The following is a 24,082-nucleotide window of genomic DNA, read 5'->3' as shown; positions in this document are numbered from 1 at the left end:
GAAATTGTCCGAAATGTGTATACAAACTTCGGACAGGAGTATTGAGCCCGATAGCCAGACAGGTTCAGGGCGAATGAGCAACTCTTGACGATTGCGATTTGCGGGCCGGAAGCGGGCCGTCGGCTCTTCAGCAGGTGCAACGTGAAAGCGGACGAAGGCACATCTGCTCGAGCGACAATTTCGCGCGATTTTGCGGGTGTAAGATCGCTCTTTCAATTGTAATTCGCAGCTCGCTCAGCAATGGTCTGTGTACCATGTGTGAAGCATTAACCTGCCTTTTCTTGATGTATTCGTGCGATCACCACTCGCAATTCGTGGGAATCGCGTAAAGTCATGAACCTGCCCATTTTTCTTGATTTCCAAGCGACGACACCTATGGATGCGCGGGTGCTCGAAGTGATGCTGCCTTGGTTCAGCGCACCTGCCAATTCACACTCGGTGCAACACGAGGCAGGTTTGGCGGCAGAAAGAGCAGTGGATCAGGCACGGGCTCAGATCGCCAACGCAACTGGCAAGACTGCAGATGGCATCATCTTTACGCCCAGCGCAACCTTCGCTTGCAACCAGGTTTTAAGAAGCTTTGCTGGAACTGATGCGCGCATTGCTGTGAGCGCTATCGAGCACCCTTGCGTGATGGAAACTGCCAAATGGTGCGAAGCTATGGGCGCGTCTCTGGATATCCTTCCAGTTACGGAAGAAGGCGTAATAAATCTCGACGCGGCCTACGATCTCATCGCCGGTGCGTCGTTTGTATCGGTTATGGCAGTCAACAACGAGGTTGGAACCATACAGCCGATTGTCGAGTTGGCAGAGTTTTGTAACGCTCAGGGTATCATCTTTCATACCGATGCAGCGCAGGCTCTGGGGCGTATTCCCATCGATGAGCTCGGGCCTGACGCCATCATCACTTTATCCAGCCATAAGGCTTATGGTCCACAGGGCATCGGAGCAATCTGCGCTTCGCCCGACATGATCGAAAGAATGACTCCGCTTGTCACAGGTGGCGGACAACAGGGCGGAATGTTTCCAGGCACCGTTCCGACCGCGCTTGCTGTTGGGTTCGGACGGGCGGCCGAGCTCGCGATAGCCGAGCGGGTCGAAGACTGGGATCGCTGCGCGGATCTCGCGGACCGATTTCTTGAGCGGCTCGGGTCGCGTGACGTCTGCATTGCGATCAATGGGAATGCTTCGGAGCGCATTCCGCACAACCTCAATCTGAGTTTCAATGAAGTCGATGCCGATACGCTGCTGGCCTTGTTGCCTCAACTGGCGCTTGCTACGGGTTCGGCCTGCAGTTCCGGGGCGATCGGCAAGTCCATAGTGCTCGCCGCTATGGGGCTGCCGGAAGCTCGGTTGAATACGGCGGTGCGGATCGGCTTTGGGAGAATGAGCCTCGAAGCCGAAATAGATGAGGCAGCGGACCTCATCGCCAATGCGATTTCACGCTTGCTGGAGAGGTCATGAGCAAAACAGAAACACTGGTGTCAGATCAAACGCCCTGGCCTCTTGATGAAGGCAAATCGCGCCTTTTTTCAGGGCATGAATCCTTTGCGTGTCGATATGGATGGCTCGTCAAGCTCTACCAAGCGTTGGAGGAGAACCCGAAACTCTTCGCGAGCGATGAAGGCGCGATTTTGGCGCTTGGTCTCGGGCGCAACATGGTCAAGTCTATCCGTTTCTGGGGGCAGGCTTTTGGACTGACGCGAACCGCATCAGGCCAGACGCTCAATACCGATCTTGCGCATCGCCTGATGCATCCCACGAAGGGCATCGACCCCTATCTGGAAGACAATGGCACGCTGTGGCGACTGCATTGGCAGATTGCGGCTCATGGCGGCCTGGGGGCGTGGGTGATCGCATTGCAGGACGTGTTCGACGCGCGGATCACGCGTGAGCACCTCATTGGTCTTGCCGAAGCCAGCGCGGCAGCAACGAAAGGTGCAATCTCGGCCAGTACGGCTAGCGTTCATGTCGATATTTTTCTTCGCACCTACGACTGGTCGCGCGGCGACACCCTATCCGCAGCCGAAGAAGGCGCAGGCTCGCCGTTTCAGGAGCTGAAGCTGCTCGAAACCACTCAATCGAGTGGAGGAACGATCGTCAGTATCAATCGCGGGCCGAAGTCTGATCTTCGCGTGGGAGATTTCGCATTCGCGCTTCGCGACTACTGGGCCGGCACCGGCGCTTCGTCCCAGCAGCTCTCGCTTCGAACGCTGCAATTGGACAAGCGCGGGCCTACCGCAGCATTCAGGCTGGATGAAGGCAGTTTGCAAATCCTCGTTGAAGAAGTGGCACACAAGACGAGTCTGGAGTTGGAAGGCGACGGCGCCGGGGGGAAGGCGCTTATTTCGCCGGATGACAATCACTTCAAAGAACTGGAGGCGCTCGCATGGCCCGCACGCTGATCGCCGATCGCATTCAGGTTCATCCGCGCTATGTGCGGGCTGTCGATATCGAACGCGATCTGACCGATCCTGCGTCCCTTGAGGGCTATATACTTACCTCGCGAGCGCGTGAGGCTCTCAAGCGCTTGTCGAAAGGGTTTTCGAAGAGTTCAACGCAAAGAGCCTTTCGGATCACCGGCCCCTATGGCTCGGGCAAATCGTCATTTGGATTGCTGCTTGCCAAGCTCGCCGGAGATGCCGCGGGAAAAGCGGAAGAAATAGCGTCGCCCGTTCTGGGAAAGAGCGGACTCCCCGACTGCGAGGCTCTAATCCTCACCGGAAGTCGGACCAGCCTGGCGCGCGACTTGCTCCATGCGGTTGGCGAGAAAGCCTCTGCGCTTTTTGGCGAAGACAGTGAAATTGCTTCGCAGTGCGGACAACTGCGCAGCGCGGATAACGCAAACGCAATATCGACCAAGGCGGTGCTCTCCTATTTGACGCGCCTCGCTGCCGCGATTGCGGAAGCGGACGGACGCAGTCTCTTGGTGTTGGTCGATGAGATGGGCCGCTATCTCGAATACGCTGCGGCTCACCCGCGCAGCGAAGATCCGGCACTCTTTCAGCAATTGGCAGAACGCGCGAGCGGTCGCGCGCATCCGGCACTAGGTGTAGTCGCTTTTCTCCATCACCGCTTCGATGATTATCTCGGCTCGAGCGAAGGCTGGACCAGCCAGGAGTGGGCCCGAAGCGCCGAGCGGTACGAAGAGATCGCCTTTTCCGAGCCACGCGAGCAGGCGATCTACCTCGTCGCCAATGCGCTCGAGCGGGAAAAGGAGCATGCAGTTGCGGTTCGCAAGGCGGCCAAATCCTGTTTCGAGAGCGCAGCAAAGCGCTCGCTTTTTGCGATCGATGATGCCGAACTCGTCAGGATGGGCGGAGACCTTTATCCACTGCATCCGGCCGCCCTGTCGTGCCTGACGATGGCAGCAAGCCGGTTCGGCCAGCATGATCGCTCGGTCTTCAGTTTTCTTCAGTCTTCCGAGCCTGCCGGATATCTGCAATTTGCGCATTCGACCGCTTATGGGGCAGACCAATGGTATCGGCTCGACCAAGTCTACGATTACATGAGCACTTTGGGAAGCCTGAGGTTCGACGGTGCCGATCGGGATCGCCGCTGGGCCATGGGTCGCGAAGCAGTTGAGGGCTTGGTCTGCGGCGACAAAGTCGAGATACGAGTTTTGAAATCGGTGGCTGTCATCGCCGCGCTCGAGCCGTTAGCAGGGCTCCGGAGTGACGCAGACACGCTTTCATGGGCGCTCGATATCCGATCCGATGATGTTGAAGAAGCGCTTTCCGAGCTTGCTCGGGCTGGTATCCTTTATGCTCGTGCGTCGTCGAGGGACTATAGCTTGTGGTCGAACAGCAGTGTCGATCTATCGCACTGGTACGCAGAGGCGCAGCGAGCGATCAGCAAGCCATCGCATCTGAATGATGACATCGCTTCAATACCCCCGCTTCGTCCGGTAATCGCACAGCGACACTATCATCGAGCGGGAACGCTTCGCAGTTTTCTGCCAGCGTTCGGAGAAGCGCCAGTAGTTCTCCCGGATAGTATCGATGGCAGTATCGCGATTGTCCCTGTAAATCCTGGTGAGCAAATCGAAGACCGCCGGCGGCACGCCGCGGCGCTTTCGGAACGCTTGGGTCCGCTTGCGCTCGTTCATTTGAAACCTGTGTCCGAGGCAGATCTTACGCTATCACACGAGCTCAAATGCTGGAGATGGGTCGCGGAGGCCTGCAAGGAACTGCGAATGGACGATCTCGCGCGCGGTGAAGTGGGGCGCAACATCGCTCAACGAGAGCAGCAGCTCCAATCCCGTCTGTCGCCGTTCGATTTTGATGCGAATGGCGAGAGCTGGTTCTATCTCGGAACGCCCATGGCTTTCCGGAACCGCTCGGAACTGAGCCGCAAACTGAGCGCAATATGCGACGACGTCTTCAAAAAGGCGCCGAAGCTGCGCAACGAGCTCATCAATCGCTCCAAGCTGTCGACGGCGATCGCCGCAGCTCGCATGCGCCTCTTGAAGCTGATGATCGAAGAGGAAGGCAAAGAGTCACTGGGCCTGGAGGGCGCACCTCCCGAGAAGACGATTTACCGCTCGATGTTCCAGGCTACGGGCATGCACCGGGAAGAAGAAGGTACGCTCGCCTTCCACCCACCTGCAAAGAGGAGCGAGCCTGGCTGGCACCACGCTTGGAAACGTGTCGAAGACCTGGTGCGTTCAGATGATCCAGTCTCCTTCGAAGAGCTGATCGGAAAATTGGCAGAGCCACCCACGGGGTTGCGTGCGGGGCCTGCTTTGTTGCTGATCGCCGCAGTCATGCTACACCATCGCACGACCATCGCCCTAATTGAGCGCGGAACTTTCCAGCCCGAGCTGTCGCAGGCGCATTTTATGCGGCTTGCGAAGACCCCGAAGCATTTCGCACTCCGAAAAGTCGCAGCGGAAAACAATGATGACCTGCTGCAACGACTGAGTAACGAGCTTTCAATCTTCGCTACTGACCGGCCAGAACCCGAGCTAAAGCCAGTGGTCGAGCGGATATTCGTTTGGTGGCGCGATCTCAACGCTTACGCTCGTACCACAAACGAAGTGAGCGGGATCGCGAAGTCCGTTAGACTTGCTTTGAAAAAGGCGCGCGACCCGATCCAGTTCGTATTCCTTTCGCTCCCTCAAGCATGCAATGCGGTCGACAAACCCGGGATTGACGACGATCACTTTATTGAGACTTTCGATGCGGCGTTGTGCGAACTCGAAGAGGCGCTGCCACGCCTTCGCATTCGAGCCTCCGAGCACATCAGGTCGGCTTTCGGCGCGCGCTCCTTGAAGAAGCTTCGCGAGCAATTGCGCTCGGACTACGAAGATCATCTGGCGAAGCTGGGCGACTACAAGCTCAAAGCCTTCGTCGAGCGGGCGATGAACCAAGACCTCACCGAGGCGCTTTGGCTAGACCGGGTGGCGAGCCTGCTTGTCGGAAAGCGTCTGGAGGGCTGGGACGACACCCATCTCGACCAGTTTGGGTTCGAAGTGAATGCCGTTGCACAGGAACTTGCAAGAAGGCTTGCTATTCTGCGCAAGGAGGCGGCGGGAACGACACCGATCACCGCAATCCATATAACCACGTCCGGCGGAGCTGACCGTGCCTATTTCCTCCACGAAGGCAGTGAGGCGGATGAGAAGACAGCGACCAAGCTTCGCAAACTTCTTGCCGGTGTAGACCGGCCTGAAGCGGTTCTGATTAAGGTTTTGCAGTCCATGCTGGCGGACAAAAACAAAGAGGACGCTCAATGACACGCCACATTCTGAGCCTTTCCGGCGGCAAGGATTCCGCGGCACTGGCCATCTACATGCGCGACCGCGTGCCGGACATGGAATATATCTTCTCCGACACCCGTAAAGAGATTCCCGAAACTTACGAATACCTCGAGCGCATCGAAGATTATCTGGGCAAACGGGTTCATCGCCTCAATGCAGAACTAGGCTTCGATCATTGGTACGATGTCTACGGCGGCATGATCCCCTCCAACCATCGGCGCTGGTGCACCAAGATGCTCAAGCTTAAGCCGTTCGAGGAATTTGTCGGCGACGATCCGGTCGTCAATTATGTTGGCTTGCGCGCGGACGAAAACCGCACCGGCTATATCAGCCACAAACCCAACATTACGTACCGTCTATCCTTTCCAGGAGGACGGGCTGAAGCTGCCGGACATTCGAGAGATCCTGATGAGCTCGGGTGTGGGCTTGCCGCCTTACACCGAATGGGGTCGCACGCGGTCGGGCTGTTTCTTCTGCTTTTACCAGCAAAAGATCGAATGGGTACGATTGAAAGAAACGCATCCCGATTTGTTCGAGAAAGCCAAGGCCTACGAGAAGCCTTTCGAGGGTAGCGGAAACACCTTCACATGGAGCGAGCGCGAAAGCCTGGCAGAACTGGAGCAACCCGAGCGCATGCACGCCATCAAGGACGAGCATGAACGCCGCCGCAAGCGGAAGCAGGAGCGCGGTGAGAATTTAACGCTCGCACAAGTCTTTGGAGACGATATAGAAGAAGTCGAAGAGAGCGGCTGCCTTATCTGCCAGTTGTAGGCTCGATTGGGGAAATAAATGAGCTTTACATTCGAAGCGCGAACCTTGCTTGAGCTGGGCCGCGAACTTATCAGCGATGATGAGATAGCTTTGTATGAATTGATTAAGAATGCAGTAGACGCCAAATCACCAAAAGTGGTTGTAGACGTCCACTGTCCCTTGTCTTTTTCTGATTATCGGGAGGCTTTGCGCCAAGCACGAGAAACGAAAGCGTCCGTTGCCGAACTGGTGACGTTTGTCGGCTCAAAGTTTGCTGTACCAGACGACCCCGCCTCTCTTGACCTAGTGGCAGCGCTCAACGCCTGCAAGAAACGCGGTGAATTCAAGACCGTCCTACAACACCACTATCCCTCTCTCAACTGGATCGAAATTCGTGACCAGGGTAACGGCATGACCTTCGATGATTTGAAAACCGTTTTCTTGCGCATAGGCACCCGCTCCAGGAGGAAAGAGAACGAAAAAGGAGCAACTAATCTTGGCGACAAGGGTATTGGCCGCCTATCAGCTATGCGCCTGGGTGATCGTCTCCTTGTAAAAACGACCACCTTGGACGATGAAAACTGGAACATTCTCGACATAGATTGGACGAAGTTCAGCCACGAGAAGGACCAGCGGGTCGAAAGCATCGTCATTGAACCGGAGCTGGGAGAAGAGAAGTCCGAGCCGTCGTTTAGCGGCACGCATATCAGGATCGAGAACCTCAATGCAGATTGGGACCTGGTTCGCTTCACTCAGCTCCTAGATGGTAAAATCTCCCGGTTCGTCGATCCTTTCGAGAAAGGGTTAGCAAACAAGCTAATTGAGGCTCGGCACAACGGAAAGCGGATCATGATTCCCTCCGTGCCTAAGCCATTGCGAAACAACGCTCATGCCATATGCAAGGCCAACTTCTCAATCGACGATGATGGCAATCCATTGGTCACCGGGCTCGTCGACTATCAGCTCAAGAAGCAGCGAACCACGATCGACGCAAAAGGCGCAGAGGTGATGACCTTAACCAGCTCGACGAAAAAGCGTCGGGCGAAGCGAGGACATGCCGCTTTCGCGCAAACCCCAATCAGTTTGGAGGCATTGGAAAAGCTCAAGGCTTTTGAGCTTGAGGTCTATTGGTACAACCGGGGCATCCTGAAGGAGATCGAAGGGTTGAGCGCGACCCCGTCTGCTTCTAAGAAGGAACTGGCACGGTGGTCGGGTGGCCCCATGCTTTATCGGCACGGATTCCGGGTTCTCCCGTTCGGCGAGCCGGACGACGATTGGTTGGGCCTCGACAAAAAGGCGTTTGGGTCGTCTGGCTTCAAACTCAATCGCCAGCAAGTGTTTGGGCGGGTTCGAATTGAAACCCCGCACCGCTATCTGAGTGAGCAGACAAACCGAGAAGGCTTGGTCCAGTCTGAGGTCTCCGACGCGCTCAAGCGATTGGTGGAATGGATCATCAATGTAGAGTTTCGGCATTTCCTCAATGAGGTCGACGATGCTGAAAAGATCCAGTTCCGCAAGGAGGAGCTAGAGAAGAACCAGATTCTGCGAGCTGAGAAAGCTCTGGGCAAAGCGGTCGAAGCTCTACGCAGCCAAGCCGATGGCGCTTTCGACAGCGAAATAAGTCAGATAGAAAAAACAGCCGGGAGCCTCAGCAAAGAGGCTCTGTCTGTACTAAAACAGCTCGATAAAGTTCACAAACAGGCAGGCGATGACAGGGACAAGTTCGTCTATCTGGCTGGCGTCGGGCTCATGACAGAGTTCATTTTTCATGAACTGGAGCGAGCCGTCTCCCACACAATGAGCCTGATAAAGGATGTCGGAGCCTCGCAACCGGTAGTTAAGACGCTCGGTGATCAATTGCAGACGCTGTATAAGCGCATTGCCGCATTCGATGAACTGACCGGTGAAAAGCGTCAAACCAAATCACGTTTCGATTTGCGAGAAGTCGTCCACGAGGTGCTTGCGAGCCATGAAAGGGAATTCGCTCGACATGACATAGCGCTCAATCTGGATCTGCCGGACAAGGCGTTCGAAATCCGCGCTGTGCGCGGCATGGTCGTCCAGATTTTAGAGAATCTGGTAGTGAACGCTTCATATTGGTTGAAAAGTCAATCACGGTACGAGGACGGGTTTGAGCCTATCTTGTCGATCGCACTTGACCCTTCGGAGCGCACTCTTTTTGTGGACGATAATGGTCCAGGTATTCCCGCAGAACGAAGAGAGCGCATCTTCCAACCATTCGTGACAACCAAACCAAGTGGGATCGGCAAGGGGCTAGGGCTCTTCATCGCTCGGGACATGGCGACTTATCACGATTGGTCCCTTGAAACGGATGATGAAGTCGACCGCATTCATCTGAAGCGGGTGAACGGCTTCCTCCTAGAGATGGGCTAGATCCATGAACTATGTCACTAAAATTGTCGAAACCATGCGCGAGAGTGCGGTCAGTTGTGTTTTGGTCGTGGACGACTCCTATGATGTGCCCACTATTGAATCCGAAAATATCGGCGACCTGGCCGATATGCTCCAAAGCGAGGCTTTCCAGTCGCGAATTGACACAGGCGAGTATGACCAATCTTTGGTGGATGACGCTTTGGCCGCGGTTGAGGCCGATGAAATTGATGACGATGCGGTGATTTCGATTTTATCGGCGCTGTACTCCGAGTTTTACAAAACGCGCGAGGCCAGTCTCGATCCCGGAGGTGCTTTTGATGCGGCCAAGGGCGCATCGCTCAATGTTCTGAAACCGCTTATCGAGGTGCTCGAGAGCTGCGAAGGGATTGAAGTCCGTCTTGTCGGACTACGCGGAGCAGTTGCTGCTTGCGAAGAGTTTACTCCTGATCTGATACTCATGGATTTCTTCCTGAGCCCTCCCACGCGGGCTGAAGGACCTCAGAACAAGAATCAAGAAGACAGCGACAGGCGGCGCTCAATCGATACGCTTAAGCAGATGCTCAACGCGCACAAGGGAGCGAAACCTGCCGTCGTTCTGATGTCATCAAAGGACGTTAAGAAACGTACTAAAGGGTACCGCACCAGTCTTGAGGGACAGGTCATGAGCCTTAGGTTTGGATATCTTCACAAGCAGTGGCTCAGTGGAAGTGGAGATGATCTTTCAGCAAACGGCAGTGCAATGGATGTTCTCGCAGACACATCTGGCGGACTAGCATTCGGCAGGGCCCTCGAAAACGCTCTCTTTGACTGGAAGAAAGGCGCCGAAGACGCTTTAAACGATATCCAAAAGGAACTTCTGGAGTTCGATGTCAAAGACTTCGCCTATCTACTGCGGTTCCGTCTTTATGACGAGAAAGAGCCGTTCGCCGATTATCTTGAGTGGTTTTTAGGCGAAACTTTGAGAGCAGTTGTCGATGATAAAGTGCCATGGACAAACCCACACTTCGAGCATCTCGACAATGAAGAATTGACTGCATCGATTGCAGGCGCGCATCCATTTCCATCCGACGCTATTGCAAAGTTCTTCCACCGCATGCGATTTGCGTCGCACAAGGTGCGGGCGCGTCGAAGATTCGCGTTAGGCGATGTTTTCATCTGCCCGGACAAGAAGTCGGTGAGAATGGTGGTCTCGCCTGACTGCGATCTGGTCGTGCGGGACGGCGGCAGAGCGGCGTGTCGCATTCTAACTGTCAAAGGTGATCTGAAGAGCTTTAAAGACACGACAGCCTTCGCTGAGGAATTGGTCCATCTCAATGCCCCAAAAGGAATCAAGTGGAAATATAAAGATCTTATGACGCATGACGCTCGGGATCACGACCAGCTCACCGTCGGAAGCGAGGCATATGATTTTATGGGGCGGTTGCGGAGCTTGCCCGCGCAGGCGGTACAAAAAGCTGTTCTTTCTGACTTGTCGAGGGTCGGGTTATCCGTACCGCCCACGGTACATGTCGGGTCCAAGGTTCGGTGCTTCATACGGACAATGGAGACCGGCAAATTGGAACGGCATGAAATCGAGGGTTTGCCCGGAGACGTGATTCAAATCTTGATGCCTCGCGGGGGTGATGATGAGTATAAAAGAATGATCTTTACGCAGGACTATGCGCGCGGTCTCATTGAACACCTCGAAGGACTGGAAGAAGACAAGTTTCATAAAGACCACGCACCCAAGTTCCGCGTGCTCATGCGTGAAAAGGAAAAATTCCTCGATATGATGGTCCGAGACGGGATTCAGCTTCCGGGCGAGGTCAGGGAATTTGAAATTGTAGCCAATGCTGGTGACCCCTCAAAAAAGCCGTGGTTGCAATTCGTTTGTGCGTTGGGTGACGATGACTTTGTCGAACTTGATGCCGAAAACCTTGGATAAGAAGCGTGGGCACCAGAGACGTCTAGACTGTCACTAACGTGGTGCATCTGACCAAAAAAACGAGATGCCGCAAAGCTAGTCTGCCGCGCGCGCTTCCTGCATTTCGCGATCAACGGCGGAGCCGGGACCACACAGTGCCGGTGAGAGGTCCGTCACAATTTTCGCATTCGTGGGTGACGGCGGCAAGGGGCGAAGTATCGGCGTTCACGGGCTCAAATCTAGCCCAAATTCGCCGTTCTGCGACATGTGAGAGGTACTCTTTATCACGTACCGGGTTCCGAACTGTCGCGATTGAAATAAAGCCGCAAATCTGTTTTCAAATTGAATTTTTGGAAGGTAGAGATCGGTACCGAGTATTTGATAGGGTTGACCAGCTTTCTACTGTGATTGATACGCCTGACGCCAAATGAACGGGGACTTAGACTTGCAAGCGAAACAGCTTTTTGATGAATTTCTTGCGGCATCGTGCGAAAAGGATGTCGACAGGATCCTAGAGAAGTACTCGCTGACTGAAAACGCTGAGTATTGGCGCCCCTACGGTGACAACGAGGCTTTCTATGGCGTGGTCGAAAACCAGCAGGCCAATCCCGTGCCAGCCTTGGTCGAGAAGGTAACCAATGGGATCGACGCTATCCTTGAAAAGAAGGTTGTCGAGGATGGCATCGACCCACGATCAGCCCGGGCGCCGCAAAGCATCGGAGAGGCGCTCAATCGCTATTTTCCCAATCACAAGAACTGGGACATTTCGCAGGTTCGGCGCGAGCGGGCCCGCGATCTTCAAATCGTAGCAACTGGCCCGCGCAAGGATACTTCACTCCTCATCTATGACAACGGTGTCGGTCAAGCGCCGGAGGATTTTCCGGCCACCTTCCTCTCGCTCCTTCGCGGCAACAAGAACGATGTCCATTTCGTACAGGGAAAGTACAACATGGGCGGCTCAGGCGCGGTCGTGTTTTGTGGAACGAAGCGATATCAGTTGATCGCCAGCAAGCGATATGATGGGTCGAAGCCTTTGGGTTTCACTTTGCTCCGCCAGCATCCACCGCATTTGGTCGATGCGGCCAACCGCAAGAACACCTGGTACGAGTATCTCGTCATCAATGGCGAGATCCCCAGCATCGATGTCGATGAGCTCGACCTTGGCTTGGAAGAACGCACATTCAAAACCGGTTCGTTCGTCAAGCTGTACTCTTACGAGCTACCGCGCGGCGCGCGTTCGATCATCTCGCGCGATCTCAACCTCAGTCTCAACGAATATCTGTTCGAGCCTGCCCTGCCGTTCCTTACGGTCGACAACAATGAGCGCTATCCCGATAACGTAAACCCGGTGACCGTCGTTGCTGGCTTGAAGCGTCGGCTAGAAGGTGACGACCGCACTATCGAAGCGCAGTTCTCGCTGGAGGATACGAGCAAAGAGTTCGGCAAGCTCGCGCTCACCGTCTACGTTTTCAGTCCGCGCTCCCGCGGCAAGGGCGTGAAAGAGACGAAGGCTTATATCCGGCGCGAGTATTTTAAGAACGACATGTCGGTGATGTTCGCTCTCAACGGCCAGGTGCATGGCAGCTTTACGTCCGAGTTCATCACCCGCAGCCTAAAGATGCCGCTGCTGAAAGACTACGTTCTCGTCCATGTCGACTGCACCCAGCTCCATCTCGGAGTGCGCAACGAGCTCTTCATGGCCTCACGTGATCGCCTAAAAAACAGTGCGACCTCCGATGCCCTACGCGTGCATTTGCGCAAATTGCTGGCGGATAGTGAACTTAGCGATATTGCGAAGAGTCGAAAAGCCAACCTCAGCCTCGATAGCGAGGATACGGGCAAGATGCTGCGCGAGGTAACGCGCAATCTTCCCATGAACGATGCTCTGACGCAGATATTGCGCCAGACCTTCGACCTGCCAGAGGCCAAGCCGGGCGATGCAAAAGCCAAACCCAAAAAGGATAAAAAGGGAGAGGACAGTGAGCCTCGCGAGGCACCGCCGTTCGATCCAAAACGCTATCCGTCCGCTTTCAACGTGAAAGGCGGAAAGGATGGAAAGGGCGGTGTAAAGCTCTTCAAACTGCCCAAAGGGGGCACACGGACCATCGCTTTCGCGACCGACGTGGAAAACGAGTATTTCGATCGCAGCGATGATCCAGGCTCGCTGACCATCAACCTGGCAAAGCCTGGTGAAGGCGGGAGAGGTGATAAACCCGATCCTCTACCGGGGAGTGATGGCGATGAGATCGACATCTCGCGTTCGAGCCCAAAGGATGGAACGATCAAGATCGGGCTGCGTGCTTCCAAAGAGATGCAGGTCGGCGATGCTGTCGAAATGACGGCAAGCCTATCGTCGCCCCGTGGGCCGCTCACAGAAACGGTCCTGGTGAAAATCACAGATTCGGATCGCAAGCCCCCGCGAAAGAAAGACGAAGCGCCTCCACCGCTTGGGATTCCAGAGCTTGTGCTGTGCTCCAAAGAGGGCGGCGATGGGGTCAAGTCGTGGGACGACATCGAGGCTTTAGGTGTCGGGATGGATTATTCCGAAGTGGTCTATCCGATGCTAGAAGACGACAAGCTCTCGGAAATCATCGTCAATATCGACAGCAAAGTTTTAAAGGATTTCAGAGGCGGAGCAAAATCTACTGAAGCAAGCGAGCTGGCTGAGCGCCGGTATATCAGCGCGGTTTATTTCCACACGCTGTTTCTCTTCGCGACGACCAAGTCGCGCAGCTACGAATTGACCAAGGGCGACGAACATAGTCGCAGCGACGTTCAGCTGGCCGATTACGTGTCGGACCTGTTCAAGTCATCGTATGCGCAGTTTCTGCTGAACTTCGATACTGCCGACCTGCTCGACGCCTTGGGATAGGCTCAGCAGGAGAGAACTGCTCAAGAACACTTGGGGCATAGAAGAGAGGGCATGGGACATGGTAATTTCGCATGGAAAGAGACTTTGGGGTTATCTGGGAATCGTCGCGGTAGCGATCTCGCTTTCGGCATGCGCAGGGAAACCCGCTCCGCTCTCAGCCTCGTCCTCGTTCCGCGACGCTCCGTCATTCGTCGTGGCGCAGCCTGAAGCAAGCACGGGGACCGCGGACGCGCAGGAAATGCAATCTCTTATCGATGACACGACGCGGGTTGTGTTGTCCGACGCATTCGCCCGCAACCTGACATCCATCGATCAGCCAATCGCGCTTTCCCCATTTGGGCCTCGAGTAGACTCGTCCACCGTGCTGACGCTGCTGCTTGGGAGGGATCCCGCGTACTCCTACGTGCCGACACAAATCCGCTGGGCCACCAGTGGGGGCAACTCGAACAACGGTTTCGCTGGGGGATCAATGATCAACTTGACGGCCCAGGTTCAATCGAGTTGGCAATCAGATGATCCGCGCACGCGCTCGCTTGCGATCAACTCGATGGCTCACGAACTATCGCATTCTCTGAGCCACGAGCCCGGTCGTCTGGACTACGTGTTTACCGACAAGTTCTTCAGCTGGCATCGTTTGCACCGCTCGAAGGCGATCGCATCTTACACCATCGGCACAGTAGCACAGTGCACTTGGCTGGCGGAGAAGGAGGCCGGTCTGGTCCTCGCAGAGTGTTATCGGCGTTACGGACTGAGAAACTTCACACCCTAACAGCAGGCTCGGCTGAAGAGCTGATGTATCTGAAAGCGAGGGAATGGCTGCGTTCGGAAAATCGGCTGGCATAGTTCAATGACCAAAATTAGGGCGCAAAGCCGTTACTAAATCCCCCGACCTAGCGTTTTGTTCTTGATGCGCTCCAATTCCTGACCCGCGTTTTTCTCGCTTGTAGTCTGCTTCTGGCCATCGCCACCTCTCGCTGCAGCTGCTTGCAGGCGCGATGTAACTTGGAGCCCAGAGGCTTTCTCTCCCTTGTTGTGAGCAACAGCAGCAGTCAGTCTCTGAGTATTGTCCAAGACCAAAGTCAGATGATCGCGCAGTCGGGTCACCGTCACCAAAAACGTCTTCTGGTTCGAGAGATTGCGTTCTCTACTGTCCATAACAGCAATCCCGCGATCCGAGGTGAGGCCCTGAGCCATGTGAGCGTTTAGCGCGTAGGCGAGATCGATGCGTTTCAGCATAGGATCGTCCTTTCCAAGCGTCACTTCCTCTCCCTTTGAGGTCTCGACTGTGACCTTGCTCTTGTCGATGGCAATGACCTTTGCCTGGCCAGCGTTGAACAGACCGCGTTTGTGATCATTTCGTGTCCAGCGAATTTTGTCGCCACGATGGATTTCGAGCCGTCGGTCGTTGAAAAGAGCCAGACTGTCATTGGCCTTGTCTGCCCTTATCCGCGAAGGATCGAAGCTGAACTTTTTTCCGCGAGCATTCTCCAAAGTGACCCTTTTGCATTTCGGATCGCTGCCCAAGATGCGGTATTGTCCCGGCATAAGGCCAAGCGCCTTTTGTCTCTTTGAAACCTCAAGAATGCGGCCGGTCTGATAGGCTGCAACGTGGCGCAGCTCTTCATAAGTGGTGTTCAAGCGCTCAAGCACGGCCAACCGAGCTTTCTCCGGCCCGATCTGCCCGCTAGCAAGAAGACCTGTTTGCACAGCCTCATTGACAGCTGAGCGGATCCTTCGCCCCGAGGCATAGATTGATGTGCGCTCTCGGTCCTCTGGCTTCAGCGAAAGCCACTGCTCGGCAGCAACAATCGCACCATCGCCTTTGGCCTCAATCGTATCGGGTTTGAGCTTCGCCAATGCGGTTCGCACATCACCTTTCTGTGCAGCGGCTTGGGCTTCGCGAACAACAGGATTACGCGCGCGCAGATTGGTGTTCATTTGGGCCTGCGCAATCCCGGCCTTTTGCAGAAGCGCAAAGGGCTTGCCGGCATCGACAGCGCCAAGTTGTTTGCGGTCGCCCATAAGCACCAAGCGATGGATGCTGGCTAGGTTTGCGAGCGCAACGAGCCTCTCCTTGTCGTCGTTGGCCACCATCGAAGCCTCGTCCACAATGAGAACGCTGCCTCCGAGCGCCTGCTTCGCTTCGGCCTTGAGGCTGCGATTAGAGGGATCATCAAGCAGCGACTTCCAGCCCCCCAGAAAGCGGGCAAGCGTCTGCGATTCAATCCCCGTATCGCGTTCCAGCATTTGGACGAGTGTATTCTGGATAGCGAGGCCGATGACAGGCCGTCCCTCTTCCCCCAGCACTTTGGCGACCGGCCCAAGCACGCTGCTTTTGCCAGCACCTGCTACGCCTTGAACCGCCACAGTTCGATCCGACGAAGCAAGGATGAGACGCGCAGCCGAGAGTTGCCCCTCATTCAGTCTAAAGCCGTGCCCGATCTCGGCTGAGGCCTGCACACGAGTTTCGGCCTCTTCAGCGTTGAGATCAAACGCGGATTCTCCTTTTCCCGCCTGAACTGCGGCGATGATGCGCTCCTCGGTTTCAATCGCTTCTCGCGATGCGAGCCAGCCAATATGCTCGCCGCGTCCCGCTACAAGATGACCAGAATTGACCAAGGCGCGGGTTCTCGTTTCGATCTCACCGATGGTCGTTGGTAACCCAAAATCCAAAGCCGCCTTGTAGAGCGCTTCGCGTTCAAAAGCGGCCTCGCGCTGCGACAAATGCCGCACGGTACGACGCAACCGCTTGCGCGTACCGCGATCGTTTGCTTGTCCTGTTTAAGGACCGAGGCCGGCACCAATGGATCTTCAGGAACCCCTCGAACATGGCTGGCAAACTTTCCAAGCAAAGCTCGGCCCCGTTCCACCAGTGTCGCGAAACCCGAATGAGGCTTTTCAGGCATGGCTGAACGCACACGCGCACGCTCGACAATGGGAGTTAGATCGAGACCAATGGACTGCGCGGTTTCCTGCCACATGCCTGCAAGCGTATCGCGATCCTCGACCGGCGCTTTGGCAGAGCGGGTATCAAGCGCAGCGATGCGCCCAGCTTCAAGGCCTGGACCTTGCCTCGCTGCAAGCACTTCTTGGCGCCGCGAAGAGAAGGCCATGACATCCTCGCGCGAAATCCCGCGCGCTTCGAAATTGCCATGCTTGAGAGTTGGTCCGGTTTCATAGCCAAGCTTCTCGACTTCCATTCGGAAGCGCGCCATCGCGATGGAGTTGAGCGTGGTGTTGAGCTGCCATAGACGATCATTCTTGAGCGTCCGCCACTTACCATCCTTGCCTTGTGTCAAATTGGCGATCACGGCGTGGAAATGCAGATTGGGATCCTGATTGCGATTGGTATCGTGCTGAAAAAGCCCAATCGCCAGATTGCCTGTCTTTTGGGTCTGAACCTTGCCCTGCGCCATGATGCGGGTCTCGGAAGCGTTCTTTTCCGCCCATTGAAGCGCTTCAACAACCGCCTCACGATAAGCGCTGATGATACGCTCATCTTTGCCCACAAGGGCAAGAAGCGACCAACTCTTGGGAACAGAGAATGTAAGGTCGGTGCCCGGCCTATGGGCCTGCCCAAGGTTGCCAACTTGCGTTCCATCGGGGAGTTCGCCGCGCAACAAAGCGTCGAAGGCTTTGGCGTCCACCTTCCCCTCTAGACCAAGCCGCTTTGCGGCTTCACCGAGCCATTCGCCTGAGCGATCAGCATCAGCTTTGGCGTAATAATTGTCGGATGCGAAGTAGTTGGCCGCTGCGGAGGACGAGCGGACATTGGCAACGGAGAGCATGGGCAGGCCTCACACAATTCAAGTCCCTCTGTCCTCCCCGATCATCGCAATCACATCTCAGCGTCGAAGTCGCCGAGATCGTGATCATATTCTTCGCGTGCCGCGCCGCCCAAGAGCGAGCGCTGCTGCTCTTCTTGAAGCGTCTTATCCGTCTTGGCGAGTTGCTCACCTTCACGCTGCGCGGCGTCAGGATCGGGCCGATCAGTGCGAGGCGAAGGCTTCTTCAGAGCGTCTGATTCACGGTGATCGACTTGCTGCTCCCTAAGCGGAAGCTCGCCTTGTACTTTGCCTAAAGAGGCTGCTCTTTCGCTTTTGCGCGGGGCTTCAACAGCTTGTTTGAGGGTTGTCTTAGAGCGAGACTCCGAACGTTCTCGCTTGTCAGTCTTTACCTTCTTGTCACGCGCGCGAAACTGCGCTTTAGGACGCTTCGCTGGCTCACGCTTGCGATCCGTGGCCTCCTTCATCTTGCGCGGATCGCCGCCGTCTTCTCCTTCCTCTCCGCCCTTATTCGCCGTAGCCTCGGAAGTCTCCTCGCCTTCCTTGAGAGTTTCAGCCTTTGCCTTTGACGTTGGTCCTTTGGCATCCTCGTACGGGATAAAACCTTCGACCCGGCGCGGCCAATCTCGGGGTTGCAAAGAGACAGGCGCCGCCGGAAAACCATCAGGGAACTTGATGAAGCCCTCAAGGCTTGGAAGGCCCATAAACTCATCAGGCAAAAGCAGCGGAACCACCTGCCGACGCGGCGTCAGACTGACCGCATCGCGCGCATTGTTGTAGCCATAGCTGTACCCTTCTTCCATCTCGCGAACCTCGCGGTGGCCGATAATGTCGGAGCACCATGTGGCGGTCTCGCGATCGGCAGTGGCGAGAATCAGTTTGGTTCTGGCAAGTGAGGACAAGGTCATTGCCATGTTCTCGCCGTAGACCTCCTTGAGCTTCGCGAAGGTATGGACGCCCGTCACGATAGCACCGCCAAAATTGCGCGCAGTCTGCAGACCTTTTTCGAGCGACGGCAGGCGGTGAAGCGCGCCGAGCTCATCAATCAGAAACCACAGTTGCAGGTCACGCGTCCGGCGACCCGTCATCAGCGTGTTGATCGCTGTATCAAGCCACAGCGTCAGCAATTGTGAGAGCACGCTCATGTCTACATAGCGCGCGGATAGGAACAGAAAGGAGCCCGGTTTTCCTTCGCCAGTCACCCACTGCCGCACCGAAAAAGCGTCCCCTGATTGAGGCAGCATTTGCATCGCTTTTGCGTTCACATTGAAGACGGCGCGGACCGATTCCGCCATGCGAGCAGCGGCAGGCGTGCTGATCGGTCCAGCCATTGTGTCCTCTACCAGGCGGTGCAGATCCGAGAGATCTGCGTTCATCAATTCATCGGCAAGCGCGGCATTGGTCCCGCGCCCTGCTTCTTTCAGCTTGATACATGTTTCAACAAATAGGGTTCGCGCAGCGAGCACCCAGAACTGTTCCGAGCCGCCTCCATCATGAGGCACAAGCGACTCCGCGGCTGCATGGAACTCCGCGCGCGATGTGCAATCATCGAACACACTCCAGCTTGGGCAGCGCGTATCCAGAGGGTTCAAAATGATATCGCATTCGGGATCGAAGAAGGTTTCGATAAAGGCGCCGGTCAGGTCGAAAATGACCGCACGTTCGCCTCTTTGTTTGATCTCGGAAAGGAGCTCGAAAAGGGCGACCGTTTTGCCCGTGCCTGTCGTGCCGACCAGCATGGTGTGGCTTTGCTCTTTCCGCCAGGGCCAGCTCACGCCTGCAAGGTGCGCGGGGCTATAGAGACCGGCTGAAGCGAGCGCGCTGCTGCCGGCAAGCCGCCACCTCCATCCCAAATTGCTGCCATATTCGCGAGCGCGTTCATGGCGATTGTGATCGTCGATTTCGCCTTCCAGTTCAGCAAGGCTTGCAAGCGATGCGCCGCGCACATGCTTCCTTTGCTTGGAGCGCCAACCGAAGTGTTCAGCAACCCACCAAAAGGCAATGAAGGCAGGAACAAGACCCCACGCCGACATGACAAGCGCAGCCTCAACTGCCCCCTCAAATGCGGTGATTGCTTCCTTCATGGGCGGGTAGTCGGTCACTACGCTGATTGGAAACGCGACCATGCTTCCATCAGCCAAGGTGAGGTTCACAAGCTTGTCAGGATCGAACTCCATAAACGCATAAAAGGATGAGTAGATGTGCATCCAGACAAGGTAGGTTTGGTGGTCAGTGAGGCTGCTTGTTACCTCCCAATAGATAAGTCCAAATATCACCAGCAGGGTGATGATCAGCGGGCCTTTGAGCCCGGCTGCAAACATGAAACCAAAGTGCCCAAGGAGCTGGCTTCCGCGAGTGAAGTTGACGAGTTTATGCTTCATCGCCGCCCCCTTGCGGGCGCGGCGCAACGAGCCCCAAACGCTCCAGCCGGCGCTGATAGGCCGCGACCGCCTGCTCGCGCAGATTGGGCACAGAATGGTGCGTGAGCAGCGCATCCAAAGCTACGGTGATGAAGATGTTCTGGCGAACCGGATCGGTCGCTGGCGTCCTCAAATCGGCTTCCGTGTCACGCTGCCAGGCATCAAAAATGCAATCGCCAATCACGATGCTTGAACTTACCCGCCGCTCATCGGCCTGAGCTTTAATCCACTCGGCAATGAGAGGCGTGACATAGGTCACAAAACGATGATGTCTTTGCATGAATCCAAGTTCCTTTTGCTAAAAAGAACCTGGTTCACTCTTCGGAAAAGCGAGTGCCACTCTGGCACGGGCAATAGGGTGTAGGAAACCGAAAAATTAGGACAGAAATTCAATGTGCTAAGTGAATTCAGCACACTCTGGCACAGTCGATAAAGCCATTGGCACACGACTGGCACAGAAGTGGACATTGCCAAATTCATGACAAACTTCATGATCTTACTTGCCAGCCCCGCTGCGTACGGTGTGCTACCGTTTTCCCACTGCGAGGTCTAAATCCAGAAACGACAGGGAATGGGTTTTGAACGGGCATTGGCAGCCGTGCCGATCGAGCGAAAGCAACAGCCCGGGACGCTGAAGCGAACCGCAAGCGCCAGTTCGGAAGCAAGCATCCCAACCAAGACGCACCCCTGATAAGCTGACGGCAAAAGAAGCGCGTGCGAGATAAGGGAGCGGGGTTTGTCGCTCCCGTCAGCCTCGCGCCGCTTCGACCCGTTGGCGCTCAGGAGTGCATGCGGGGCCCGGACCAAATACGCCGCGCCCGCAGGAGCGCCGCCGCAGGTGGTGCGGGACCGAGCGCGTCACCAGCACCGCTCCTTACTACTCTCTCTTCTTCCAGCAGCGAACACAAAAAAGGGGCAGGAACCGTCACCGGCTCCCGCCCCATCGGACGTTCAGAACTCGTCGAGCATTGCGCCGTGCACCGTGTGCACAACCCGGCTGGCCAGATGCGCCGGCAAGGCGTTGTAGTCACCCTCGTCCAGGGCGAAGTATCCTAGGTCATTATCTTCCACGACGTGCTGGTCGAAGAAGCTGTGCAAGGCCCGCCGTTCGGCAGTGGCCAGTGCTTCGAAGTAGCTGTTCGAGTTTGATTGAATCGATGCAAGCGCAGTCATGAAATCCTCCTGATATCTGTCGGTAAGACGACAGGAGGAAGGCAGATGGGTGTGTGGCTGGCGGGTCAGGGATCGCCCGGCTGGGCGACCGCCAAGCGGCGGTGGGGGCAACGATTTTGTCGGACTGCAGCGAAGCGAAGGGACGGCAAAATGGTGGGGCCCCGCCGTCCTTGACGCGCCAGCTGCACGCCCATCATCCTTGAAAGTCCGTGAGCCAAACTCCCCTCCCGTTCGATCTCAGGTGTTCGCGAAAACCAAGGGGAAATCGCTTTCCTACAGGGCGGGTGATAGTGCACGTCAGCCGAGGAGAGGGTCATCGGAGGGGAAGAAAGAAGTACCCTCAATGCCATCGAAACGAAGCGCTGTAGCCGCACTCCAGAAACTGGAGGCCGACAGGCTGGCACTCGACCAACGTCAGAAAGAACTCGAGAAACAGGCTGCCATTGAACTGGGCCAGGTTATTCTTGGAACGGGGTTAGAAACCTTCTCAAAGAGGGGCCTATCCGAAGTTGCAAATGAGCTCGGAAAACTCGGCGAAGAGGAAGCCATAAAGCGGCTTGTTCAAAAGCAAGCCTCCGCATCACGCACAGCTCAAAGCCACTGATAGTGAATACGAGAAAGGGCCCTATCCGGTTTGGACAGAGCCCTTTCTTGGGAGGCTGGATAGCTGAGATCAGTCGATTTCGGGAGCATCCTTGTTCTCGTCGTTCTCGCCGGAGCCATTGCCCCTTGAGAGGAAGTCGACCTTGTCGGCGAGGATCTCTGTGCCGTAGCGTGTGACCCCGTCCTTGTCTTCCCATTGGGTGTAGTGGATGCGGCCCTGGACGCTGACTAGCTGGCCCTTGGTGCAGTACTGGCCGACGGTCTTGGCGAGGCCGTTGAAGCAGGTCACCCGGTGGAACTCGCTTTCCTTGGCGGTGTAGCCGTTCTCATCCTTGTAGGTCTTGCCATCCTTGTCTCGTGCGGGGCGATCGGTGACGACGGTGATCCCGGTGACATTGGTGCCGCCCTTGGTCTCGCGGGTGTCGGGCTCGCGGGCGATGCGGCCGGTTAGGATTGCGATATTGGTCATGATGTAAGTTCCTTCAGTTCCTCAAACCGGAGACCATCTCCGGCTTGCGAACATCTGAAAGAAGCAGGGCATGGGAGGACTGCACCGCAGGCCAACAGACATCGTCTGGGGGTCAAGGGAAACCTGTTCATGACGGGTGGTGCGGGCAGGCAGCGCAGCTGCCAACACGGCCGGAAAGGAACGGGTTGCGGCTCCTCAGCTGACCTGGTTCAGGACTGTTCGCGAAGAAAGCCGGATGGGTATCGGGTGCGGGTCTGAAGGCTCGCGTGATCCCGCTACAATCAATCTACACCATCGCCTCCCGATGCCGCCAGGAGATCCATGAAGTTGCGAGCTGCTTCCCGGTCTTCCTCGTCGTCGAACGCCACGTCGAGGTCGGGGGCGGCCCCCAACATGTGCAGGAACGACCACAGTGCAAAGCGCTTGCCCCTGTCTTGCTCGAGACCGAGGTCGACCCGGCAATGCTCGATGCCGGCTGCCAAAGTGTCGGGTGCTATCTCAGCCAGATTTGTCGAGGCAAAGTAGCGAAGAAGAAGATCATCGAGTTGCATTGCCGATCTTGTAGCTTGGAAAATCGGATGCGGGAACGATAAGTGCCGCGCCGCAGTTTTCAGCAACCGCGTCCGTCCCGGAAGATTGCTGCACAGGCGCGCTGGTTACGCGCGATGAGCAATGAAGCTGTTCAGAGGCGTATCTATTCGGGCATTTCATAACCCTACAATCGAATTGATTGCGTTCGGTACTCCCCTGCCATTGCGACCCGTAGGCCTCGGAGCAACAATGAGTTCTTTGCCTCGTGGGCGGCCTTGAACAGGGCCGCCCGTCTTCGGCGATTGGGAATTGATCATCCAAGAGGTCTAGTTGCTCTTTCCCCGTCAAGCGGGACTAGTGCCCAACGGCCCGCGACGATCAACAACCGTGATGCGCTGCTTCTTGGCTTCGATCACGAGGCGTTCGGTCACGCCGTTGCCCGGAAATGCCACCACATAGCGAGGGCTGAGACCAAGCATTTGCTCGTTGCGCTTGAACCCTGCACGAGCACCCAAACGACGCTCAAGCCCGAATGTCAGCTGCTGCACCTCATTGCGCTCGGCCCACGATGCGGCCAGTCTGTCGGCTCCCTTGCTGTCTCCGCCATGTACGAGAAACATGTCAGGAACGACCTCGCGCACCCTGTCGAGTGTAGCCCAGATGTTCGCCGCGTAAGTCTTGGCGTCGGCCTCGCATTCGAAACGGTTGCGACCACCGGCAAAGACCACCGGAGTACCCTCGGGAGAATGTGCAGCCTGACGACGCTCCTTGCGTACGCGCAAAAAGTCGCGGGCATCAATCACGGCCGATGTCATGTTCTTCGAGTGGCGCGCACGCGATCCCGATACGGGCTTCCACGAGGAACCGGTTTCGTCGCGATAGAGACCTGCTGCAACCTCACGCATCTGCTCGAACACCTGCATGCTGGCTTCAGCAGACTGGGCACGCAGGGTTTGTTCCTGGAGGTTTGACGAATGCACTTCGGACCCGTCGGCGGATGCCAATAGGGCGCGGATTTCATCCGAGGCCCGATCTACTTGGGTCGACTTGCGGCTGGCTGCACGGTGAAAGAGATTGACGAAGCCCCAAGCGAGATCCTCGGCGTCGGCCTCGAGCGCGGTGTCGGCAAACAGCGCGAACAGATCGGACCAGACTGCTCCGAGCGTGTGAGACATGGCGTCCTCGCAAGGGAAGTCGGATCCGTTGAATGGGGCAGGCGTGATCGAGAAGCCGGATAGATCGAGGCCGGCAAGCTGGGTGGCGAAATTGTCATACATATCTTTAGTCCTCCTGAGACCGGCGAATGCCGACGGAGGAAGTTCCGCGCGGGCCCGTTCGCCGTGTCCGAAAAGGACCGGGACAAGGGACCACCGCACCGCGTCAGCGGGAAACCCCGCAAGGCAAGGCTGGCGTGGGCCACA

General features: G+C 56.2%; 18 protein-coding genes. 10 read left to right on the top strand and 8 right to left on the bottom strand.

Annotated features, from left to right (window positions below):
• Positions 1–333: 333 nt before the first annotated feature.
• From ACZ1GM_RS03145 to ACZ1GM_RS03105, 9 genes are all read left to right on the top strand, one after another.
• Complete coding sequence (locus ACZ1GM_RS03145; RefSeq protein ID WP_472677722.1) at positions 334–1,464, top strand: cysteine desulfurase family protein; 1,131 nt, start codon at positions 334–336, stop codon at positions 1,462–1,464.
• A complete protein-coding gene (locus tag ACZ1GM_RS03140; protein WP_472677721.1) occupies positions 1,461–2,405 on the top strand; it encodes a DUF4007 family protein in 945 nt (314 codons plus the stop codon). Before ACZ1GM_RS03145 ends, ACZ1GM_RS03140 begins: the two co-directional genes overlap by 4 nt.
• Positions 2,390–5,737 (top strand): hypothetical protein, encoded by a 3,348-nt coding sequence (locus tag ACZ1GM_RS03135; protein ID WP_472677720.1) that lies wholly within the window; start codon positions 2,390–2,392, stop codon positions 5,735–5,737. The genes ACZ1GM_RS03140 and ACZ1GM_RS03135 overlap by 16 nt, the downstream gene beginning before the upstream one ends.
• Positions 5,734–6,333, top strand: a complete 600-nt coding sequence (locus tag ACZ1GM_RS03130) for a phosphoadenosine phosphosulfate reductase family protein (protein ID WP_472677719.1) — start codon at positions 5,734–5,736, stop codon at positions 6,331–6,333. Before ACZ1GM_RS03135 ends, ACZ1GM_RS03130 begins: the two co-directional genes overlap by 4 nt.
• Positions 6,290–6,532, top strand: a complete 243-nt coding sequence (locus tag ACZ1GM_RS03125) for a hypothetical protein (protein ID WP_472677718.1) — start codon at positions 6,290–6,292, stop codon at positions 6,530–6,532. Before ACZ1GM_RS03130 ends, ACZ1GM_RS03125 begins: the two co-directional genes overlap by 44 nt.
• An 18-nt stretch (positions 6,533–6,550) precedes the next feature.
• Positions 6,551–8,905 (top strand): sensor histidine kinase, encoded by a 2,355-nt coding sequence (locus tag ACZ1GM_RS03120; protein WP_472677717.1) that lies wholly within the window; start codon positions 6,551–6,553, stop codon positions 8,903–8,905.
• A gap of 4 nt (positions 8,906–8,909) precedes the next feature.
• Positions 8,910–10,829, top strand: coding sequence for a hypothetical protein (locus ACZ1GM_RS03115; protein ID WP_472677716.1), 1,920 nt, complete (start codon positions 8,910–8,912; stop codon positions 10,827–10,829).
• Between the two features lie 424 nt (positions 10,830–11,253).
• Positions 11,254–13,680 carry a hypothetical protein gene (locus ACZ1GM_RS03110; protein WP_472677715.1) on the top strand — a complete coding sequence of 809 codons (2,427 nt, stop codon included), beginning with the start codon at positions 11,254–11,256 and terminating at the stop codon, positions 13,678–13,680.
• 238 nt (positions 13,681–13,918) lie between these two features.
• Entirely contained in the window at positions 13,919–14,449 is a 531-nt protein-coding gene (locus ACZ1GM_RS03105; RefSeq protein ID WP_472677714.1) for a hypothetical protein, read from the top strand.
• A 107-nt stretch (positions 14,450–14,556) separates the two neighbouring features.
• On the opposite strand, the gene ACZ1GM_RS03100 is transcribed toward ACZ1GM_RS03105, so the two are convergent.
• The 5 genes from ACZ1GM_RS03100 to ACZ1GM_RS03080 form a co-directional block, all read right to left on the bottom strand.
• Positions 14,557–16,047: an ATP-dependent DNA helicase gene (locus ACZ1GM_RS03100; RefSeq protein WP_472678616.1), complete on the bottom strand. Its 1,491-nt coding sequence runs from the start codon at positions 16,045–16,047 to the stop codon at positions 14,557–14,559.
• 227 nt (positions 16,048–16,274) lie between these two features.
• Positions 16,275–17,468, bottom strand: coding sequence for a MobF family relaxase (gene mobF / locus ACZ1GM_RS03095; protein WP_472677713.1), 1,194 nt, complete (start codon positions 17,466–17,468; stop codon positions 16,275–16,277).
• A 50-nt stretch (positions 17,469–17,518) separates the two neighbouring features.
• Positions 17,519–19,846 carry a type IV secretion system DNA-binding domain-containing protein gene (locus ACZ1GM_RS03090; RefSeq protein ID WP_472677712.1) on the bottom strand — a complete coding sequence of 776 codons (2,328 nt, stop codon included), beginning with the start codon at positions 19,844–19,846 and terminating at the stop codon, positions 17,519–17,521.
• Positions 19,836–20,165: a hypothetical protein gene (locus tag ACZ1GM_RS03085; protein WP_472677711.1), complete on the bottom strand. Its 330-nt coding sequence runs from the start codon at positions 20,163–20,165 to the stop codon at positions 19,836–19,838. The genes ACZ1GM_RS03090 and ACZ1GM_RS03085 overlap by 11 nt, the downstream gene beginning before the upstream one ends.
• A 671-nt stretch (positions 20,166–20,836) precedes the next feature.
• Entirely contained in the window at positions 20,837–21,058 is a 222-nt protein-coding gene (locus tag ACZ1GM_RS03080) for a hypothetical protein (RefSeq protein ID WP_298336030.1), read from the bottom strand.
• A gap of 343 nt (positions 21,059–21,401) precedes the next feature.
• On the opposite strand from ACZ1GM_RS03080, the gene ACZ1GM_RS03075 reads away from it, so the two are divergent.
• A complete protein-coding gene (locus tag ACZ1GM_RS03075; protein ID WP_472677710.1) occupies positions 21,402–21,662 on the top strand; it encodes a DUF6437 family protein in 261 nt (86 codons plus the stop codon).
• Between the two features lie 69 nt (positions 21,663–21,731).
• Here ACZ1GM_RS03075 and ACZ1GM_RS03070 read toward each other — a convergent pair whose 3' ends face one another.
• The 3 genes from ACZ1GM_RS03070 to ACZ1GM_RS03060 form a co-directional block, all read right to left on the bottom strand.
• On the bottom strand, positions 21,732–22,130 hold the full coding sequence (locus ACZ1GM_RS03070) for a single-stranded DNA-binding protein (RefSeq protein WP_472677709.1): 399 nt from the start codon (positions 22,128–22,130) through the stop codon (positions 21,732–21,734).
• A gap of 281 nt (positions 22,131–22,411) precedes the next feature.
• A complete protein-coding gene (locus ACZ1GM_RS03065; protein WP_472677708.1) occupies positions 22,412–22,681 on the bottom strand; it encodes a hypothetical protein in 270 nt (89 codons plus the stop codon).
• Positions 22,682–23,005: 324 nt separating this feature from the next.
• Positions 23,006–23,938, bottom strand: coding sequence for a DUF2493 domain-containing protein (locus ACZ1GM_RS03060; protein ID WP_472677707.1), 933 nt, complete (start codon positions 23,936–23,938; stop codon positions 23,006–23,008).
• Positions 23,939–24,082 lie beyond the last annotated feature (144 nt).

Source organism: Qipengyuania sp. JB2-7 (assembly GCF_055693485.1).
The sequence above is the reverse complement of the archived record's forward strand: the minus strand, read 5'-3'. Positions and strand labels throughout refer to the sequence as shown.

Bases quoted from the DNA above. Each gene is read 5' to 3' on its own strand.
- ACZ1GM_RS03145 (WP_472677722.1), top strand. From the start codon at position 334: ATGAACCTGCCCATTTTTCTTGATTTCCAAGCGACGACACCTATGGAT.
- ACZ1GM_RS03140 (WP_472677721.1), top strand. From the start codon at position 1,461: ATGAGCAAAACAGAAACACTGGTGTCAGATCAAACGCCCTGGCCTCTT.
- ACZ1GM_RS03135 (WP_472677720.1), top strand. From the start codon at position 2,390: ATGGCCCGCACGCTGATCGCCGATCGCATTCAGGTTCATCCGCGCTAT.
- ACZ1GM_RS03130 (WP_472677719.1), top strand. From the start codon at position 5,734: ATGACACGCCACATTCTGAGCCTTTCCGGCGGCAAGGATTCCGCGGCA.
- ACZ1GM_RS03120 (WP_472677717.1), top strand. From the start codon at position 6,551: ATGAGCTTTACATTCGAAGCGCGAACCTTGCTTGAGCTGGGCCGCGAA.
- ACZ1GM_RS03115 (WP_472677716.1), top strand. From the start codon at position 8,910: ATGAACTATGTCACTAAAATTGTCGAAACCATGCGCGAGAGTGCGGTC.
- ACZ1GM_RS03105 (WP_472677714.1), top strand. From the start codon at position 13,919: ATGCAATCTCTTATCGATGACACGACGCGGGTTGTGTTGTCCGACGCA.
- mobF (WP_472677713.1), bottom strand. From the start codon at position 17,468: ATGCTCTCCGTTGCCAATGTCCGCTCGTCCTCCGCAGCGGCCAACTAC.
- ACZ1GM_RS03090 (WP_472677712.1), bottom strand. From the start codon at position 19,846: ATGAAGCATAAACTCGTCAACTTCACTCGCGGAAGCCAGCTCCTTGGG.
- ACZ1GM_RS03085 (WP_472677711.1), bottom strand. From the start codon at position 20,165: ATGCAAAGACATCATCGTTTTGTGACCTATGTCACGCCTCTCATTGCC.
- ACZ1GM_RS03080 (WP_298336030.1), bottom strand. From the start codon at position 21,058: ATGACTGCGCTTGCATCGATTCAATCAAACTCGAACAGCTACTTCGAA.
- ACZ1GM_RS03075 (WP_472677710.1), top strand. From the start codon at position 21,402: ATGCCATCGAAACGAAGCGCTGTAGCCGCACTCCAGAAACTGGAGGCC.
- ACZ1GM_RS03070 (WP_472677709.1), bottom strand. From the start codon at position 22,130: ATGACCAATATCGCAATCCTAACCGGCCGCATCGCCCGCGAGCCCGAC.
- ACZ1GM_RS03065 (WP_472677708.1), bottom strand. From the start codon at position 22,681: ATGCAACTCGATGATCTTCTTCTTCGCTACTTTGCCTCGACAAATCTG.
- ACZ1GM_RS03060 (WP_472677707.1), bottom strand. From the start codon at position 23,938: ATGTATGACAATTTCGCCACCCAGCTTGCCGGCCTCGATCTATCCGGC.